Source organism: Streptomyces pyxinicus (assembly GCF_024753135.1).
GTDB classification, from domain to species: domain Bacteria; phylum Actinomycetota; class Actinomycetes; order Streptomycetales; family Streptomycetaceae; genus Streptomyces; species Streptomyces pyxinicus.
Window position 1 is genome coordinate 107,993 of record NZ_JANUGP010000004.1, and the last position, 16,386, is coordinate 124,378.

General features: G+C 70.2%; 10 protein-coding genes, 1 tRNA gene and 3 pseudogenes. 7 read left to right on the forward strand and 7 right to left on the reverse strand.

The genetic code is table 11. The features are described 5' to 3' along the window. Window positions 1-119: 119 nt before the first annotated feature. Together NX794_RS07255 and NX794_RS07260 are read left to right on the forward strand one after the other, a co-directional pair. Complete coding sequence (locus NX794_RS07255; RefSeq protein WP_258777393.1) at window positions 120-695, forward strand: very short patch repair endonuclease; 576 nt, start codon at window positions 120-122, stop codon at window positions 693-695. Next, window positions 692-1,321 carry a hypothetical protein gene (locus NX794_RS07260; RefSeq protein ID WP_258777394.1) on the forward strand — a complete coding sequence of 210 codons (630 nt, stop codon included), beginning with the start codon at window positions 692-694 and terminating at the stop codon, window positions 1,319-1,321. Before NX794_RS07255 ends, NX794_RS07260 begins: the two co-directional genes overlap by 4 nt. A 5-nt stretch (window positions 1,322-1,326) precedes the next feature. Here NX794_RS07260 and NX794_RS07265 read toward each other — a convergent pair whose 3' ends face one another. The 3 genes from NX794_RS07265 to NX794_RS07275 form a co-directional block, all read right to left on the reverse strand. Further along, a complete protein-coding gene (locus NX794_RS07265; protein ID WP_309505968.1) occupies window positions 1,327-3,135 on the reverse strand; it encodes a DNA cytosine methyltransferase in 1,809 nt (602 codons plus the stop codon). A 639-nt stretch (window positions 3,136-3,774) separates the two neighbouring features. Next, window positions 3,775-4,257, reverse strand: coding sequence for an NUDIX domain-containing protein (locus NX794_RS07270; protein ID WP_258777396.1), 483 nt, complete (start codon window positions 4,255-4,257; stop codon window positions 3,775-3,777). Window positions 4,258-4,267: 10 nt separating this feature from the next. Further along, entirely contained in the window at window positions 4,268-5,488 is a 1,221-nt protein-coding gene (locus NX794_RS07275) for a helix-turn-helix domain-containing protein (protein ID WP_258777397.1), read from the reverse strand. A gap of 191 nt (window positions 5,489-5,679) precedes the next feature. Between NX794_RS07275 and NX794_RS07280 the strand changes: the two genes are divergently transcribed. The 5 genes and pseudogenes from NX794_RS07280 to NX794_RS07300 form a co-directional block, all read left to right on the forward strand. After that, on the forward strand, window positions 5,680-6,573 hold the full coding sequence (locus NX794_RS07280) for an aminoglycoside phosphotransferase family protein (RefSeq protein ID WP_258777398.1): 894 nt from the start codon (window positions 5,680-5,682) through the stop codon (window positions 6,571-6,573). Window positions 6,574-6,706: 133 nt separating this feature from the next. Further along, a pseudogene (locus tag NX794_RS07285) lies at window positions 6,707-6,940 on the forward strand (methionine adenosyltransferase); the annotation flags it as partial. A 14-nt stretch (window positions 6,941-6,954) separates the two neighbouring features. Next, window positions 6,955-7,839 carry a methionine adenosyltransferase gene (locus tag NX794_RS07290; RefSeq protein ID WP_258777400.1) on the forward strand — a complete coding sequence of 295 codons (885 nt, stop codon included), beginning with the start codon at window positions 6,955-6,957 and terminating at the stop codon, window positions 7,837-7,839. Beyond that, window positions 7,839-8,534, forward strand: a pseudogene (locus NX794_RS07295) (aminoglycoside phosphotransferase family protein); the annotation flags it as partial. The gene NX794_RS07290 and the pseudogene NX794_RS07295, both read left to right, overlap by 1 nt. Before the next feature lie 124 nt (window positions 8,535-8,658). Continuing rightward, a pseudogene (locus NX794_RS07300) lies at window positions 8,659-9,702 on the forward strand (tyrosine-type recombinase/integrase); the annotation flags it as partial. Window positions 9,703-9,824: 122 nt separating this feature from the next. On the opposite strand, the gene NX794_RS07305 reads toward NX794_RS07300, so the two are convergent. The 4 genes from NX794_RS07305 to tmk all read right to left on the reverse strand — a co-directional run bounded on the left by NX794_RS07305 (window position 9,825) and on the right by tmk (window position 16,306). Then, window positions 9,825-9,898, reverse strand: a tRNA-Thr gene (locus NX794_RS07305). A gap of 108 nt (window positions 9,899-10,006) precedes the next feature. Continuing rightward, on the reverse strand, window positions 10,007-11,641 hold the full coding sequence (locus tag NX794_RS07310; protein WP_258777401.1) for an alpha/beta hydrolase: 1,635 nt from the start codon (window positions 11,639-11,641) through the stop codon (window positions 10,007-10,009). Between the two features lie 104 nt (window positions 11,642-11,745). Further along, a complete protein-coding gene (locus tag NX794_RS07315; RefSeq protein ID WP_258777402.1) occupies window positions 11,746-12,951 on the reverse strand; it encodes a DNA polymerase III subunit delta' in 1,206 nt (401 codons plus the stop codon). A gap of 121 nt (window positions 12,952-13,072) precedes the next feature. Then, window positions 13,073-16,306 (reverse strand): dTMP kinase, encoded by a 3,234-nt coding sequence (tmk, locus tag NX794_RS07320; protein ID WP_258777403.1) that lies wholly within the window; start codon window positions 16,304-16,306, stop codon window positions 13,073-13,075. Between the last annotated feature and the right edge of the window lie 80 nt (window positions 16,307-16,386).

Sequence of the window (16,386 nt, forward strand, 5' to 3'; positions counted from 1 at the left end):
GGGATGTGACGCAGCACGATGCGACCTCGTGCGATCGCTGACTACAGCGGCTTCAAGGAGCACGAGGAGAGTGCGGCGCTCTCCTCCCAGGAGAACGTCAACAGGCTGGGGCTGAGATCGTGACCAGAGCGAGTGGAGGACCATCGGCGGGACAGTGGGTCTCCACCACAAAGAGCGAACACCTTCGCGGTCGACGCGCGAGGGACACGAAGCCCGAAGTGACCCTCAGGAAGGCCGTGCACCGGCTGGGCCTGAGGTTCCGCCTCCAGCGACGGGTCGCGCGGCGCTGCACTGCCGACTTCGTGCTCCCTCGGTACCGAATCGCCGTCTTCGTCGACGGCTGTTTCTGGCACGGCTGCCCGGAACACTGCTCCGCCGAGTTCCAGGGCCCCAACGCCCTTCTCTGGCAGGAGAAGATCGCAGCGAACAGGAAGCGGGACCAACGCAACACCATGGAGGCCACGGAAGCCAGTTGGACCGTGGTGCGGATCTGGGAATGCGAGATTCGCCGTGACACCGCGGGCGCCGCTCAGCGAGTGGCGACCGTGGCCCGCGAACAGGGCGGCAGCGTCCGCTCGCGTAGCGCTGCGAATCAAAGTACGCGGACCCGTGCCCGAATTCCGACTCTCGAGGATGGGCGAGAATCCCGGCGACTCTCCCCCAACGACACGCTGTCCGTCATCATTGGCACATGATTCCCGAGTTCGAGATAGCAATCGGCCACAATTATCAACTGGCCGGTCTGAGCGGTGACTTGACAGCCGAGGAGGTGGCCAACGGTTTCACCGAGCATCACGAATACCACTGCCTCGGCCTGCCCAGCTGGGCAGAAGCAGAGGAGTGTCTCGAGAGGGAAGCTGAGGTCCTCGAGAGGGCGGCCTCATCGGACGCGCCTGACGGAGTCGAGGAGTTCCTCGACGAGACCCGGGAGACAGACGACCTGGGGTACTTCGACCTCATGTGCGTCCTTCAGGGCAACGACGTCGGAGTCGCCGGCCTCAGTCTCGCTCTCAGCGCAGCCCGGACAGCCACCTTCTATTCATGCTCTGGCGGGATCGACCACCGCCATCACGCTGACCACCCGTTGGTGGGGGTCGCCCCTGACCCGGAGCGCGGCGCGTTGATCATCGAACTCGCGAAACTCGCGGGCTGTGGTGTCGACCAGCGTGGAGGGCGCTGGTACCTGTACGGCCGATCAGTGACCGATCTCCATGCCCTGGGTCGGGCGATCGTCGAGCATCGAGAGGCTTTCGACGCCCTGCCAGCCCCGGCATGGGTCGAAGGACTCGCCGAGGAACTCGAGCGGGCCGACGACTACTGAGAGGTTCATTCCCCTGTGACGGCCAGAGTCAGCAGGTCGTCGGACAGCTCCCCACGGCGAGCACAGTGAGCGACGAGTGGACAGTCCGAGCAGACAGGTTGCGTGTCCCGGCACAGGTCCGCACCGATGAGACGGACCGCCGCCATGCGGAGCGGTGCGTCGTTCCCCGCGCCCACGAGCTTCACCAGGTTGACGCGCCCGTCGCTGAGCCGGTTCGCGTGGTCCTCGTCGACACCGTTGACCCTCGCAGCCACCCGAAGGTTCCCCGTGCCGACCAGCATGAGGTCTTCGCCGATCAGCAGCTTGTAGAGAGCCTCTTCGGCTGGCTTCATGGACAGCCTGGCCGGAATCTTGAGTCGCTGATCCACTCTCCAGGCGTTCGGCTTGTCGACCAGTGGCGTGAGACGGTCCACTCGCGCGCGAGCTGGCTTCGTGGGCGCCGCGTCGACCAGCTTCTTGAACAGCGTCGACGTCAGCGTCCTCGACTTCCTGACGAGGTCCATGATCTCCGCCATGGCGTCCGGTCTGACCTTGGCACCGGACAGTATGGCCACGACAGCAGCATGGAGTGGCACGGGCTCTTCGCTCGGAAGCTGGTACCAGTCGCTTCCGGCGCGTCTCCGTTCCGCCCAGTCGGTGAGCGCGTTCCGGACCTCCCGCCAGCGGGGCTGGAGTCCAGACGTGGCTTCGGATCCGTCAACGGGCTTGAGTACCTCCGCGGCGGCCTCGCCCAGCAGCGGGGGCACGGCATTACCGATCTGCCGGAAGGCATCACTCCGGGTGCCGGCGAACCGGAACCGGTCCGGGAAGGTCTGTACGCGTGCAGCCTCACGCACAGTCAAGGTCCGCAGCTGCTCCGGGTGGATGTACCAGTAGCCGTCCTTGGCGATGTGCGCCGTGATCGTACGGCTGAGTTCGTCCCAGGCCAGCTTCTTGTACTTGTCCGTGTACTTGTCCGGGCTGTACCGCTGGTACTCCCTCTCCTCCTCGTCCAGCTTCTCCTGTAGCTGGGAGTACTTGGTGGTGGAGTCCATGACCTGGAAGATCCGGTAGTCGTCTGCGCGGACCCTTCGAGTCATGTGATCCCAGATCACGCCGCGGGTCGCACCCTTGCGCATCTCGTCCGCGAAATCCGAGATCTTGCGCGGCTTGCGGTAGTCGATCTTCCGCTCACCGACTCGCTCGGTGGCGACGACCTTCAGCTCCGGGAGGTCTCCGATCGCGTCACGCAGCGTGGTGCGCCGCGGCGCGGGCTCACGCCAGGTGAAGTCGTCGACGTCCCTCCTGGCGAGGAGGATGAGGCGCTTCCGGTGCTGTGGGACTCCGTAGTTCCACGCGTCGACGAGTCGCACCTGCGTCGCGTAGCCGAGTTCTTCGAGTTCTTCCTCGATCGTCCGGATCACGAAGAAATCGTCGTGCAGCCCCATGTCAGGAACGTTCTCCATGAGAACCACCCGCGGCCTGATCCGCTTGACCATGTCCAGATAGGCGCTCCACAGCTCTTTCCGGCGGTCCTCCGGATCACGCCCGTGCTTCTTCACGAGGTGGCGGATCTTGTTGCGCCCGGCCCTGCTGAAGGGCTGACACGGAGGCCCACCCGCGACGAGATCAATCTCTGCAGGCGCGAGGGTAGCCTCCAGCCTGTCCCGCTCCTTGGGATCACCAAGATCCATCTGCAGGCCCAGGCCGGGGAAGTTCGCTCTATGGGTCTCGAGTGCGCGCTCGTCGGTGTCCACTGCTGCGGCGGTGGTCCACCCAGCCCGCTCGACGCCCGCGCTCAGCCCACCAGCACCGGAGAAGAGATCGACGGCCAAGCGCCTGCCCTTGCCGATGTTTTCCAGCCAGTCCTGGAATGACTCTGGAGTGCAGCTGTGAGGGTGAAGTGGCAACTCCAGACAATCACTGCGCTCAAGAGGTACTCCGTAGTGCCCCTTACTCACAGCACAACCCTCCGTGACGCATGACATGAACGAGCACCAGGAGACCACAGACGCGCTGGTAGAAGCAAGGTTTTCGGCAGGTCCCCCAACCGGATTCGCAGAGCTGACGGCTGTTGTTCCCCCGACGCAGCCACCGCTTCCGCAGACCCTCCGACCTGCAGCTTCGAACCTTAGTTCTGTGTCCCAAGACGATCGATCATAGTGGAATCCGCTGCCCGCGCGTGCGGTATGGGCAGGTGTCATGCGACACCGCTGCCCTGACAAACGACGCAACGCCGGTGAAGACACGTTCGAGGCGCGTACGTACCCGCTGAAGAGCAGAGAGCAGATCAGCAAGAGTCGCTACCCCTGCCTCGTGCAGGACCTCAACAGCGGCATCCTCAGTCGAGGCGAGGCACCAGTAGCGAACGTCGAAGTTCCTCTGGCCGGTCCTCGCCTAATTCGGGATGGAGATAGGCGTCGCCGAGCAGGGGTGGCGGTCATTCTTCGCCGCGCCAGGTCGGTGTTCACCGGTCACGAAGTCGCCTCCGGCGCCGTTCCATGCTCCAAGTAAGCAGGTACGCCGTTGACGCGGGCCTCGACACCTGCGGTGATACGGCGTGCGAGGCGGGGGATGGTAAGCCCCGACAGCTCCCTGGTGTCGTGGAAGGCGTATCCACGGAGCTCGTCGGCTTGAAGCTCGATATGCCCGGACTCATCCTCGGTGAGACGGCCTCCGTCGAAGAGATAAAGGACCTTGTCGCCCTCTCCCGGGTTCGGCGCCCAGTCCACGACGAGCAGCCGCCCGATGGCGGGCTTGATGCCCAGCTCCTCATGGACTTCGCGCACGCACGCTTGCAGCGGAGACTCGCCGTTCTCGACGTAGCCACCAGGGATGTCGCGGTAATCCTTGTACGACGGCTCGACGAGCAGGACCCTGTCGGCGTCGTCGAAGAAGAGCGCGCCGGCGGCCATGCGCGGGTGGGCCATCTTCGCTTCGTGCTCGTTCTCGGTCACGGAACGGACTCTAACCGCCGACCACGCCGAGCCGACGAGCCAGGTCGGCCACTGGCTGGGACGGGCGGCCTCGGGTGCCGCGGATCCACCCGATGACCAGTTCGCGGCTCAGGTAGTGGTGGCGTACCTGCTCGGGTGCGGCTCGCTCGGCGTCCAGCAGCGTGGCCAGGGCCTCGTCGGTCCGGTTCCAGGCGCTGAGGGCTCGGGCGAGTTCCAGGCTGTGCCTCACGCGCCGTTCCACCGGCAGGCCGCTGGTGTCGATGCGCTGCCCGAGGTCTGCGGCGATCTGGATGTCGCCGAGTTCTCCCGCGGTGGCGACGCAGTGGATGGCCACGTTGGTCGGGCCGAAGGCCGTCCAGAGGTGGTTCGCGTCGGCACCCAGTCGTTGCGCGACCTCATCCGCTTCGCGGAGGAAGGTCTGGGTGGTCGCACGGTCCTCCGCTCGGGCGGCCGCCATGGCGCCGGCGAGGAAGAGCGTGCCGTAGACCGAGAGGTACTCGTCGTTCGCGGTGCCCAGGCCGGGCTGCATGACGGCCGCCGCGTCGTTCACCAGCTGGATCGCCGCGGTGAAGCGGCCAGTGGCCATCAGGCAGTGCGTGACCGCGCGGAAGAGCGAGCCTGTCACCGTGCTCTGGCCGCTCCGTTGCGCTGCCGCCAAGCCGCGGTCGGCGGCGATCCACGCCAGTTCCGACTCCCCAACCTTGCCCAGCACCATGGCCGCACCGTGATAGGCCAAGGCGAGTTCGGCATGGGCCTCCTCCCCGTCACGCCCTGAATACGAGCGGGAGGCCGCGAGGGCGTCGGCGAGGACGAGGGGAAGCCGTCGAGTCGCGAAGCCGTACTGAGACACCTGGTACGCGTCGAGGACTTCCCTCACTGCGTCCCGCAAGCCCGCCAGGGGTGGCGGTTCGTCGTCGGGTGGGAGCCCCAGCAGGGGCGTGAGCTGCTTGTAGTCCATGAGCGCGTCACGCAGAGCGGGCACCGTACGGCGGCCGCTGTCACTCGACCACTCCAGGAGCGTCGGCTCGGCGAGGAGATCCCCGAGCGAGACATCCAGGGCCTCGGCGAGTGAAGTGATCACCGAGAGGCGGTCGAGCTCGATCCGGTTGTTCTCCGCTTTGCTCAGCCAGTCCGTGGTGCGGCCGACGAGGCCGGCCAAGACCTCTTGGGAAAGTCCGCGTCGGCGCCGATGTAAGGCAACGCGTTCGCCGATGGTCAGGTTCTCTGTCATCCCTCGCATGTCCTGAGCATCACCTCGTGGCCGGAATCGACCCCGGAAGGTTTTTCCGGGGTGCTGCGGGGCGCCGCGCCTACTGTCGCAGCAGACCGAGAAAGCCGCAGGGCGATGGAGGTAACTCCCGCCAATCCAGCGGTTCTTGGTGATCGGTTCTGCTTCTCGAACGGGACGGAGGTGTGTGGAGGATGAGCAGCACGAAGACCGTGGATCCATGGGTCGGACAAGGGCTCGGGCCGTTCGGCGTGGCAGTCCTCAAGCCGTACTCCAGAACGCGGTTCGTCATGGACGGCAGTGCCGTACTGAAGGTCTACGTCGGCATCGACCCCGAGGGCCGGCGCCGACGGGAGGCCACCACGGTCCAGCGTGCTGCCCTGCGCGGCATCTCGGTTCCGACCGTCCTAGCGACGGGATGCGACGAGGCCGGGTCCTGGACCGTATTCCGGGTGGTGCACGGGACGCCGTGCTCGGTGACCACCCGCAAGGCGACGGAGCACTACATCGGTCACGTCGTGGCGGTGAGCGGCATGCTTCACCGGCCCACTGCCGGCGCTATTCCTGGCCCCGGCTGGACGGCACGGACTGACAGTCCTGTTTCCGCGAGCCAGTTCCTACTGGATCAGTTCTCGGCCCGCTGCCGGTGGATGCCCTGGTGGGCTGCGTTGCGGGAGGCCCTCCAAGCGATCGACGCCCACCCAACCGTTCACCTACTTGGCGATCTCAAGCCCGAGCACCTCCTCGTCGACGGAGAGCGCCTGCACGTCGTCGACTGGGAGGCGAGCTCCTGTGGCCCAGCCGTTCTCGACTACACCGACGTCGTCTTCCACCTCGTACGGGACCTGCTGTACGAGGACGTAGCGCCGGCGCGCATCCCGGTCAATCTCGCGGACCGCTTGCCGTTCTGCGGGCCGGTACTCGCCTGGCGCCTGCTTCTCTGGCTCGATCGCCGTCGGACCCAGGACATCGAACTCGTCACGACCCACGACATCGTCCGACTCGCTGCTGAAGAACAAGCCGTTTCCGCGTACAAGTCGCTCGCAGAGATCGTGGCGCATCTCCGCGCTGCTGGAGTCCCTCGCTGAATCTCGACCGCACTGCTCGTCCAGGCGTGCTGACGCCTGCGCTCATCCCCTTCTTCCCACCCCTGAACGGGAGTTCGTGATGCCTCGTACGAGCACGATCATCGGTAACAGCCACCTCGTCATCGACACTGCCATGGCCAGACCGGACGCGACGACCATCGTCGAGCGGAAGGGGCTCGGTCATCCGGACACCCTCGCCGATCACCTCGCTGAGCGGCTGTCCCGTGCCTACAGCCACCACACCGTCGCCCGCTTCGGCGCCGTACTGCACCACAACTTCGACAAGCTCGCTCTCCTCGGCGGCGCCAGCGAAGTCCGCTACGGGGCAGGCGAGATGACCACCCCGGTCCGCGCCTTGGTCAACGGTCGCGCGGCCCCCATGTGCGGGGGCGAGACGATCCCGGTCGAGGAGATCTCGTCTTCAACATCACCAGCAACTCCAGCCCAGGGGCGGTCCTCACCGGCGACGGGACCCCCGACCGCACGCGCTGGTTCAATCCCCGCTCCGTCGACGACCTCCGCGAGCGCCGTGTGCGGCTCTCGAACGACACGTCGCTGGGGACCGGCTGGGCTCCCGAGAACGCCTTCGAGTCGTTCGTCCGCGACTTGGTGAACCACTTCTCCGGCGAGAGCGAGTCCACCCTCTCCCACGCCTGGTGCGGGTCCGACGTCAAGCTGATGGGCTTCTGGGGCGGCGACGAGGCCGACATCGTCCTGTGCGTGCCGCAGAAGGCGCGGCACGTCGCCAGCCGGGCCGAGTACATCCGCAACAAGGAGACCGTCCTCGCCGAGTGCCACAGGATGGCCGGCCTCCGGCTGCCGGGCGCCCAGGCACGCTTCCGGCTCAACGCCCGCGACGTTCCGGAGAAGGACGAGCTGTACCTGACCTACACCGGAAGCTCGATCGAGTCGGGGGACGAGGGCGTCATCGGGCGCGGGAACCGTGTCAACGGACTGATCACGCCGCTGCGGCCGATGAACCTGGAGGGCGCCAACGGCAAGAACCCCGTCTACCACGTCGGCAAGCTCTACAACATCGCCGCGCAGCGCCTGGCCCACCGCCTGCACGAGACCACCGACGGGCACGCGGAAGTGCATCTGGTCAGCACCACCGGCCAGCGCCTGGACGAACCCTGGCGCATCCTCGTCCGCCTCTCCGCCCCGGACGCCGAGGTCGACAAGGTGCAGGCCCTCGTCTCGGAGGTACTGGGCGAGTTCCCAGCCCTGACGGACGAGCTCGTCTCGGACGGGATCGAGCTGAGCTGATGACGAAGCGGACGCTCGGGGAGGTTCCCGCGGGGTGCAGGCAGCGGCTGCTCGCGCACTACGGGCCTGCGGTCAAGCCGTGGCTCGACGCCGTCCCGGGTCTGCTGGCACGTGCGGCAGGGAGGTGGAAGCTGACGCTCAGGGCGTACCACGACGCCGGCCACGCCTCGGTGATCGCGACCTCGGCCCGTCCCGACGGGCGTCCGCTGCTCCTCAAAGCATGGGTTGATCCGTCTCGATTTCGCCACGAGGTGGAGGCGTTACGGCTCTGGGCCCACGGGCCCACGGTCGAGGTCGTGGAGGCCGCGGATGACTTGGCCGTGGCCGCGCTCGAACTCATCGGCGGGCAACCCGGCGGCGCGGATCGGCCGCGGCGGGAGCTGCAAATGGTGGCGGCGGCCGTGCAAGGGCTCCACAGCTTGGTGCGCCACAGGCTCCGGTCGGAGCAGCTTCCGCTCCTCACCGATTACGTCGCCCAAGAAGTCCGCCCGCAGATCGCGCGGCGGATGCGTGAACTCGACCTTGGTGGCTGGCGTCCCCTCGTCGAAGCAGGATGCGCTGCCGCCGCCGATCTGGAGGAGGGATCCCGCCGGGCGACGGTGCTGCACGCCGACCTGTACCGGGAGAACGTCTTTTTCGACCGGCGGGGACACCCCCGGCTGATCGATCCGCTCCCCATGGTGGGAGATCCCGCGTTCGACTGGGCGTTCTGGACCGTCTACTACGAGCTCGGACGCGGGACGACCGCACGGCTGGCAGTCGCCTCACGTACGTCCCGGATCCCCGTCCCCGCGCTCGCGCCCTGGTGCCGACTCCTGGCAACGCCGAGCCGCACTCGACGAGCTGGCAACCGTGCCGTGGAAGGGCGCCGGAAACCGAGCCCGTCGCAAGGCGATGAAGGCCGCGATCGACGAGATGCCGGCCTTCCGCCGCATCACCGGCCCTGCCACGCGCCAGCACGTCAAGGCCACCCTCCGCGCGGCCCTGAACGACGCAATCGGGCAACAGATCATCACGTTCAATCCGGCCGCTCACGTCGAAATAGACCCTGTGCGCAAGCCGAAGGCGCTCGTGTGGACCGACGAGCGGGTCGCCAAGTGGGAGCAGACCGGCGAAAAGCCGTCCCCCGTGATGGTCTGGACGCCTCAACAGACCGGAGCATTCCTCGACTTCGTCGCCGAGGAACGGCTTTACGCGATGTGGCACCTGATCGCCTTCCGCGGCCTGCGCCGTGGCGAGGCGTGCGGGCAGCCGTGGTCGGAGACGAACCTCGACACCCACTTCCTCACCGTCTCCTCCCAACTCGTCCAGGACGGCTGGGAAGTAGAAGCGTCCGACCCCAAGACCGACAGCGGCTCCCGCGTGGTCGCCCTCGACGACGACACAGTCGACGTCCTGAAGCGCCACCGCGAACGGCAGAACAAGGCCCGCGAGGAGTGGGGATCGGCCTGGGTCGACACCGGCCATGTCTTCACGCAGGAAGACGGCTCCTGGCTCCATCCCGGCAAGGTAACCGACCTCTTCGAACGCTTGGTCGCCGCCTCCGGTCTCCCGCCGATCCGCCTGCACGATCTGCGCCACGGAGCGGCAACGCTCATGCTCGCCGCCGACATCGACATCAAGATCGTGTCGGACACCCTCGGGCACAGCGACACACGGATCACCCGCGACATCTATCAGAGCGTGCTCCCCCACGTCGGCAAGAGCGCCGCCGAGGCCACCGCAAAGCTGGTCCCTCTCCAGCGCAAGGCCGAGCAAGAAGAACAGTTCCGTAAGGCCGTCAAGAAGGCCAAGCGGGCCGCGAAGGCGAAGGCCAAGGGGAAGAAGAAGGGTAAGGCCAAGAAGGCCGCCAAGAAGGGCTGACGGCCCCTCCACTCACGCATCGCTCACGCACGCAAACCTGCGGCATCCCCGCCGCATGCCCTGCCATGCCCCGAGCGACAGAAAAGGCCAGGTCAGAAGGTATCTGACCTGGCCTTTCTCTGAGCCGCTTTCGGGATTCGAACCCGAGACCTACGCATTACGAGTGCGTTGCTCTGGCCATCTGAGCTAAAGCGGCACGCCGGTCGCAGCAAGGTGCGATCAGCAACGTCGGTAAGTCTACACAGGTTCGAAGGGTGCTTCGTACCCACCCCGGAGCGGTCGGGACCGGGGTGGGGCGGCGGGGCTAGGAGCAGCGCTTGCCGGCGGGCGGTGGGGTGCCGTGGAGGAGGTAGGTGTTGATCGCCGAGTCGACGCAGGTGCTGCCGCGGCCGTAGGCGGTGTGGCCGTCGCCGGCGTAGGTCAGCAGGCGGCCCGAGGAGAGCTGGCCGGCCAGGGACTGGGCCCAGCGGTAGGGGGTCGCCGGGTCCCGGGTGGTGCCGACCACTACGATCGGCGCCGCGCCCCTCGCCTCGATGCGGTGCGGCTCACCGGTCGCCCGCACCGGCCAGTACGTGCAGCTCAGCGAGGCCCAGGCGAGGCCGGTACCGAAGACCGGGGACGCCTTCTCGAAGCTGGGCAGCGCCTCGCGCACCTCGTCGGGGCCGGAGAAGGCCGGCGGCGAGTCCAGGCAGTTCACGGCCGCGTTGGCCATCATCAGGTTGCTGTAACGGCCTTTCGCGTCGCGTTCGTAGTAGCTGTCGGCGAGCGCCAGCAGACCCGCGCCGTCGTTCTTGTCCATGGCCGAGGCCAGCGCCTCGCGCAGCTGCGGCCAGGTGCCCTCGTCGTACATCGCCGCGATCACGCCGGTCGTGGCCAGCGACTCGCCCAGCTCGCGGCCGTCCGCGTCGTGCGCCGGGACGGGGTGCGCGTCCAGCTTCCGGAAGAACGCCTTCAGGTGGGCGCCGACCTGCGCGGGCGTCGTGGCCCTGCCGCCGAGCGGGCAGTCCGAGCGCCGCACGCAGTCCTTCGCGAAGGCCTGGAACGCCGTCTCGAAGCCCGCCGTCTGGTCCAGGTTGAGCCTGCGGGCGTCCAGCGTCGGGTCCATCGCGCCGTCCAGGACCACGCGGCCGACGCGCTCCGGGAACAGGCCCGCGTAGGTCGCCCCGAGGAACGTGCCGTACGACGCCCCGACGTAGTTCAGCTTCCTGTCGCCCAGCGCCGCGCGGACGATGTCCATGTCCCGGGCCGCCTCGACCGTCGAGACGTGCCGCAGCAGCCGCGCCGAGTGCGTGCCGCAGCTCTCCGCGAAGTCCTTGTCCGCGGTGACCAGCGCGTCGCGTTCCCGCTGGTCGTCGGGGGTCGTGTCGGTCTGTGTGAACGCGTCCATCCGCCGTCCGTCGAGGCATTCGACGGGCTCGCTGCGGGCGACGCCGCGCGGGTCCACCGCGACCATGTCGTAGCGGGCGCGGACGTCCGCCGGGTAGCCGATGCCGGCGTACTGCTGGAGGTAGCCGACCGCCGAACCGCCCGGGCCGCCCGGGTTGACCAGCAGCGAGCCGAGCGGCTTGGCCTTGCCGGTGGCCTTCTTGCGGGAGACCGCGAGCCGCACGTCGCCCGCGCCGGGGTGGTCGTAGTCCAGCGGGGCCTTGACCGTCGCGCACTGGAAGCCGGGGGCGCCGCAGTCCCGCCAGCGCGGCTGTTGCGCGTAGTACGACGTCAGCGCCGACGGTGTCGCACGCGGCAGCGCGGCCAGCGCCGCGTCCACCGTCCCGCTCGCCGACGTGGCGGGGTTCCCGGCCGAGCAGGCGCTCGCGAGCAGCGCGGCGGCCAGGGCCAGCGGGGCGAGGACGCGGGCGGGCGTCCGGGGGCGCGGGGTCCGGGCGGTGCGGGTCCGGGTCCGGTGGGGGGATCGGCGGCTGGAGGAGGGCCTTGGGTGCATCTGGCGAGCGTAACGCTGCGCGATGGTTCGGGTGCTGTGCGTGTGGATTGTGGCTCGTACGAGGGACAGCGGAGCCGGTGGATCCACGGGAGTGCGAGAGTCGCTCAGCCCGCCCGCAGTGCCATCGTCATCGCCTCCACCGCCAGCAGCGGGGCCACATTGCGGTCCAGCGCGTCCCGGCAGGCGCCGATCGCCTCGATGCGGCGGAGCGTGGACTCGGGAGAGCTGCCCCGGGCCAGCCGGTCGAGGGCGTCCTCGGCGTCGGTGTTGGCGAGCGCCACGCGGGAGCCGAGCTGGAGGGCGAGGACGTCGCGGTAGAAGCCGGTGAGGTCGCCGAGGGCGATGTCCAGGCTGTCGCGCTGCGTACGGGTCCTGCGGCGCTTCTGCATGTCCTCCAGGTCCTTCATTACGCCCGCCGTGCCGCGTGGCAGCCGGCCGCCCTGGACCGCGCCGAGCGCCGCCTTCAGCTCCTCGGACTCCTTGCCGTCCATCTCCTCGGCGAGCTGCTTGGCGTCCTCGGCCGCCGCGTCGACCAGCTCCTGCGCGGCCTTCAGACAGGCACCGACCTCGTCCAGGCGCAGCGGCAGCTTCAACACGGCGGCCCGGCGCTCGCGGGCCGCCGGGTCGGTGGCCAGGCGCCGGGCCCGGTCCACATGGCCCTGGGTGGCGCGGGCGGCGGAGGCGGCGACCTCGGGTTCGACGCCGTCGCGGCGGACGAGCAGGTCGGCGACCGCCTCGACGGAGGGCGTCACCAGGTTCAGGTGGCGGCAGCGGGAGCGGATGGTGGGCAGCACGTCCTCGATGGAGGGGGCGCACAGCAGCCAGACCGTGCGCGGGGCCGGCTCCTCCACCGCCTTGAGGACCGCGTTCGCCGACTTCTCGTTGAGCCGCTCGGCGTCCTCCACCAGGATGATCTGCCAGCGGCCGTTCGCCGGCGCGGTGAACGACTTGCGGACCGTGTCCCGCATGTCCTTGACCAGGATCTCGGCGCCCACCGCGGCGACCGTGGTGACGTCCGCGTGGGTGCCGAGCAGCGCGGTGTGGCAGCCGTCGCAGAAGCCGCAGCCGGGGGTGCCGCCGAGGGCGCGGTCGGGGCTGACGCACTGGAGGGCGGCGGCGAAGGCGCGGGCCGTCTGGTTGCGGCCGGCGCCGGGCGGGCCGGTGAACAGCCAGGCGTGCGTCATCTTCGACGCCTCGGGCGGCGGCTGGCCGGCCGCGGCGGCCGTGACCAGGGCGTCGGCGTCCCGCGCGGCGGCGTCGAGCACCGCGCTCACCTTCTCCTGCCCGACCAGGTCGTCCCACACGGTCATGGCTTACGCCGCCCTTTCCGTCACACTTCGCGTACCGCAGTCCATTGTGCGGGTGGGCACCGACAACGTGGGGCGGTGCCCGTCGTCGCCTCCCGACGGGCACCGCCCTATGTCACCGGTCTCAGCCGCGGCGGCCGCGGCCCCTGCGGCCCGGCTCCTCGTCCTGGTCGCCGTGGTCGTGGCCGTCGTACGACCCCAGCAGCTCGTCCGCCAGCGTCGGCAGATCGTCCAGCGGCGTCTCCTCGGCCCAGTCCGGGCGCGGCCGGCGCCGGGGGGTGCCGTCGGCGTCGAGCTGGGGCATCTCGCGCGTACGGTCTCCGGCGTCGGCGGGGCGTTCGTCCCGGAAGAAGCCGGAGGGCACCCGGTCCGCAGGGCCCTCGTCCCGCACCGGCGGCAGTACGGCCGTCTCGTCCGCCGCGCCTTCGGGGGTCACCGCGGGAAGCACCGCCGTCTCGTCCGCCGCACCCGGGACGGCCGGCGGCTGCGGCAGCTCGGCGGTGACCTCGGAGTCGGTGTGTCCGCCACGGGCTCCCCGGGCGGTCTCGGCCGGGTCGTCCCGCTCCTCGCGCACCGGACGCAGTACGGCGGTCTCGTCCGCCGCGCCCGGAGCCACCACCGGCGTCGTGACCGTCGCCGCGTCGGAAGCCGTACCCGGAGCAGCGCCGGGGGTTCCGGACGGCCGGGGCGTGCTCGGCCTGCGGGCCGCCTGGTCGGCCGCCGTCGCGGCCTCGGCGGCCTGCCGGCGGGCCTCCTCGGCGCGCAGCAGCGCCTCCTCGGCCTTGCGCTGTGCCTCCAGGCGCCGGGCCTCCTCCTCCGCGCGGACGCGGGCCTGCCGGGCCTCCTCGTCGGCACGCTGCCGCGCCTCTTCCTCGGCCTGCCGGCGGCGACGCTCCTCCTCCGCCTGGCGACGGGCCTCCGCCTCCGCGCGGGCCTTCTCCTCGGCGAGCAGCCGCTGCCGCTCCTCCTCGGCGCGCCGGGCCGCCTCGGCCGCCCGCTGCCGGGCCTCCTCCGCCTGCCGCTCGGCCTCGCGGCGCTGCGCCTCCTCCAGCTCGCGGCGCTTGCGCTCCTCCTCCTCGGCGCGCAGCTTGGCAAGCTGCTCCTCGCGCTCGCGCTCCAGGCGCTCCTCCTCGGCCTTGCGCGCGGCCTCCTCCTCGGCCTTGCGGCGGGCCTCCTCCTCGGCCTTCTTCCGCGCCTCCTCCTGGGCCTTGATCTCGGCCTCGGACAGCGGCAGCACGGTGTCGAGCCGGTGCCGGACCACGGTGGTCACGGCCTCGGGCTCCTGGCCCGCGTCCACGACCAGGTAGCGGCCGGGGTCGGCGGCGGCCAGCGTGAGGAAACCGGCCCGCACGCGCGTGTGGAACTCGGCGGGCTCCGACTCCAGGCGGTCCGGCGCCTCCGTGAACCGCTCGCGGGCGGTCTCCGGGGAGACGTCCAGCAGCACGGTGAGGTGCGGGACCAGTCCGTTGGTCGCCCAGCGGTTGATGCGCGCGATCTCGGTCGGGGACAGGTCGCGGCCGGCGCCCTGGTAGGCCACCGAGGAGTCGGTGTAACGGTCGGAGATGACGACGGCGCCGCGCTCCAGGGCGGGCCGTACGACGGTGTCGACGTGCTCGGCGCGGTCGGCGGCGTACAGCAGCGCCTCCGCGCGGTGCGACAGGCCCGCCGAGGACACGTCGAGCAGGATCGAGCGCAGCCGCTTGCCGACCGGGGTCGCCCCCGGCTCGCGGGTCAGCACGACCTCGTGGCCCTTGGCCCGGATCCACTCGGCGAGGGCCTCGGCCTGGGTGGACTTGCCGGCGCCGTCGCCGCCCTCCAGGGCGATGAAGAAGCCGGTGGCGGCCGGGACCGTGTCCGGGTCGTCGCCGCCGAGCAGCGCGTCCCGCAGGTCGTGGCGCAGCGGCACGCCGGAGCGGTCGTCGACCTTGGCGAGCACCAGCGCGGCCACCGGCAGCAGCAGCGCGCCGACCAGCATCAGCGTGAAGGCGGCGCCGCCGTGCGCGAACACGAACCGGCCGTTCTCCAGCCGGTGCGGGCCGATCAGCGCGGCGACCAGGGGCGCGATGACGGCGCCGAGCGCGATGAAGACCCGGACCACCGCGTGCAGGTGCTCGGTGGTGCGCGCCCGGCGGTACTCCTCGGTCTCCTGGTCGAGCAGGGCGTGCCCGGTGTTGGCCGCGACGCCCGCGCCGACGCCGGCCAGGGTGCTGATCAGCAGGACCGTGGTGACGTCCGCGACGAGGCCCGCGGCCAGCAGCGCGATGCCGGTGAAGGCGATCGCGAGGGCCAGCAGCCGGCGGCGCGAGAGCGAGGGCAGCAGCGCGGGGGCGGTACGGATGCCGGCCGCGACGCCGCCGGTCAGGCCGAGCACCAGCAGGCCGTACAGGACCGGGCCGCCGCCCAGGTCCTTGGCGTGCAGCACGCACACCGCGACGGCCGCGGCGACGGCGCCGGCCACGGCGGCACAGGCCAGGACGAGCAGCGGGACGGCACCGGTGCGGCCCTTGTCGACGCCGGCGCCGGTGCGCGGACGGCGCAGACCCTCCAGCGGGGACCGGGGGCGCGGGGTGCGGGTGCCCGGCAGCTCCAGGAAGGTCAGCACGGACAGGGAACCGGCGAACAGACCGGCCGCCACATAGGAGCCGAGGGCCGCCTGGTGCTGGTCGAACCAGGCCAGGCCGGTGCCGAGCAGGTTGTTGAACAGGGCCGCGACGACCAGGGTGGCGGCGGCCAGCGGCACGGCGAGGAAGCCGGTGCGCAGCGAGAGGCGGCGCAGGGCGTCCAGATGGTCGGGCAGCGGCCGTACGGTGGCGCCCTCCGGGGGCGGCCCTGGCAGCAGGGCGGGGGCCGCGCTCTCCCGGCACACCGTCCACAGCCGCTCGGCGACGCCGGTGACGAAGGCGGTGACCAGCAGGACGGCCAGGGCGTTGCCCGGCGTCCAGTCGATCCACAGGGGGGCGACGATCAGCAGCGCCGCGCGCAGGCCGTCGGCACCGACCATGGTCCAGCGGCGGTCGAGCGGGCCCTCGGGCGCCGTGAGCGCGCTGAGCGGTCCGAGCAGGACCGCGCCGAAGAGCAGCACGGCGAGGACGCGGGCGGCGAAAACCGTCGCCACTGCGAACGCCACGCCGCGATAGCCGCCGCCGAAGGCGCCCTCGGCGATCGCCGCCTGGAGGGCGAGGACGACCAGCACCAGCAGGGCGAGGGCGTCACCGACACCGCTCACCAGCTGCGCGCTCCACAGGCGTCGCACATCCGGTCGGTGCAGCAGGGAACGGACGGCGCGCTCGCGGGAGTCCGCGACCAGGGCGTCGTCCGGGGCGGTGGTGGGGGCCGTTGGCTGCTCGGCTCGCGTCATGCGTTCAGCCTATCCGCAGCCACCGACACCACACCCGCCCGTCCTGGCATGCGCACGCCCCGACACCGAAGTGATGCCGG

Excerpts from the sequence above, each read along its gene's own strand:
- NX794_RS07260 (WP_258777394.1), top strand. The coding sequence starts at position 692 with ATGATTCCCGAGTTCGAGATAGCAATCGGCCACAATTATCAACTGGCC.
- tmk (WP_258777403.1), bottom strand. The coding sequence starts at position 16,306 with ATGACGCGAGCCGAGCAGCCAACGGCCCCCACCACCGCCCCGGACGAC.
- NX794_RS07315 (WP_258777402.1), bottom strand. The coding sequence starts at position 12,951 with ATGACCGTGTGGGACGACCTGGTCGGGCAGGAGAAGGTGAGCGCGGTG.
- NX794_RS07310 (WP_258777401.1), bottom strand. The coding sequence starts at position 11,641 with ATGCACCCAAGGCCCTCCTCCAGCCGCCGATCCCCCCACCGGACCCGG.
- NX794_RS07280 (WP_258777398.1), top strand. The coding sequence starts at position 5,680 with ATGAGCAGCACGAAGACCGTGGATCCATGGGTCGGACAAGGGCTCGGG.
- NX794_RS07275 (WP_258777397.1), bottom strand. The coding sequence starts at position 5,488 with ATGACAGAGAACCTGACCATCGGCGAACGCGTTGCCTTACATCGGCGC.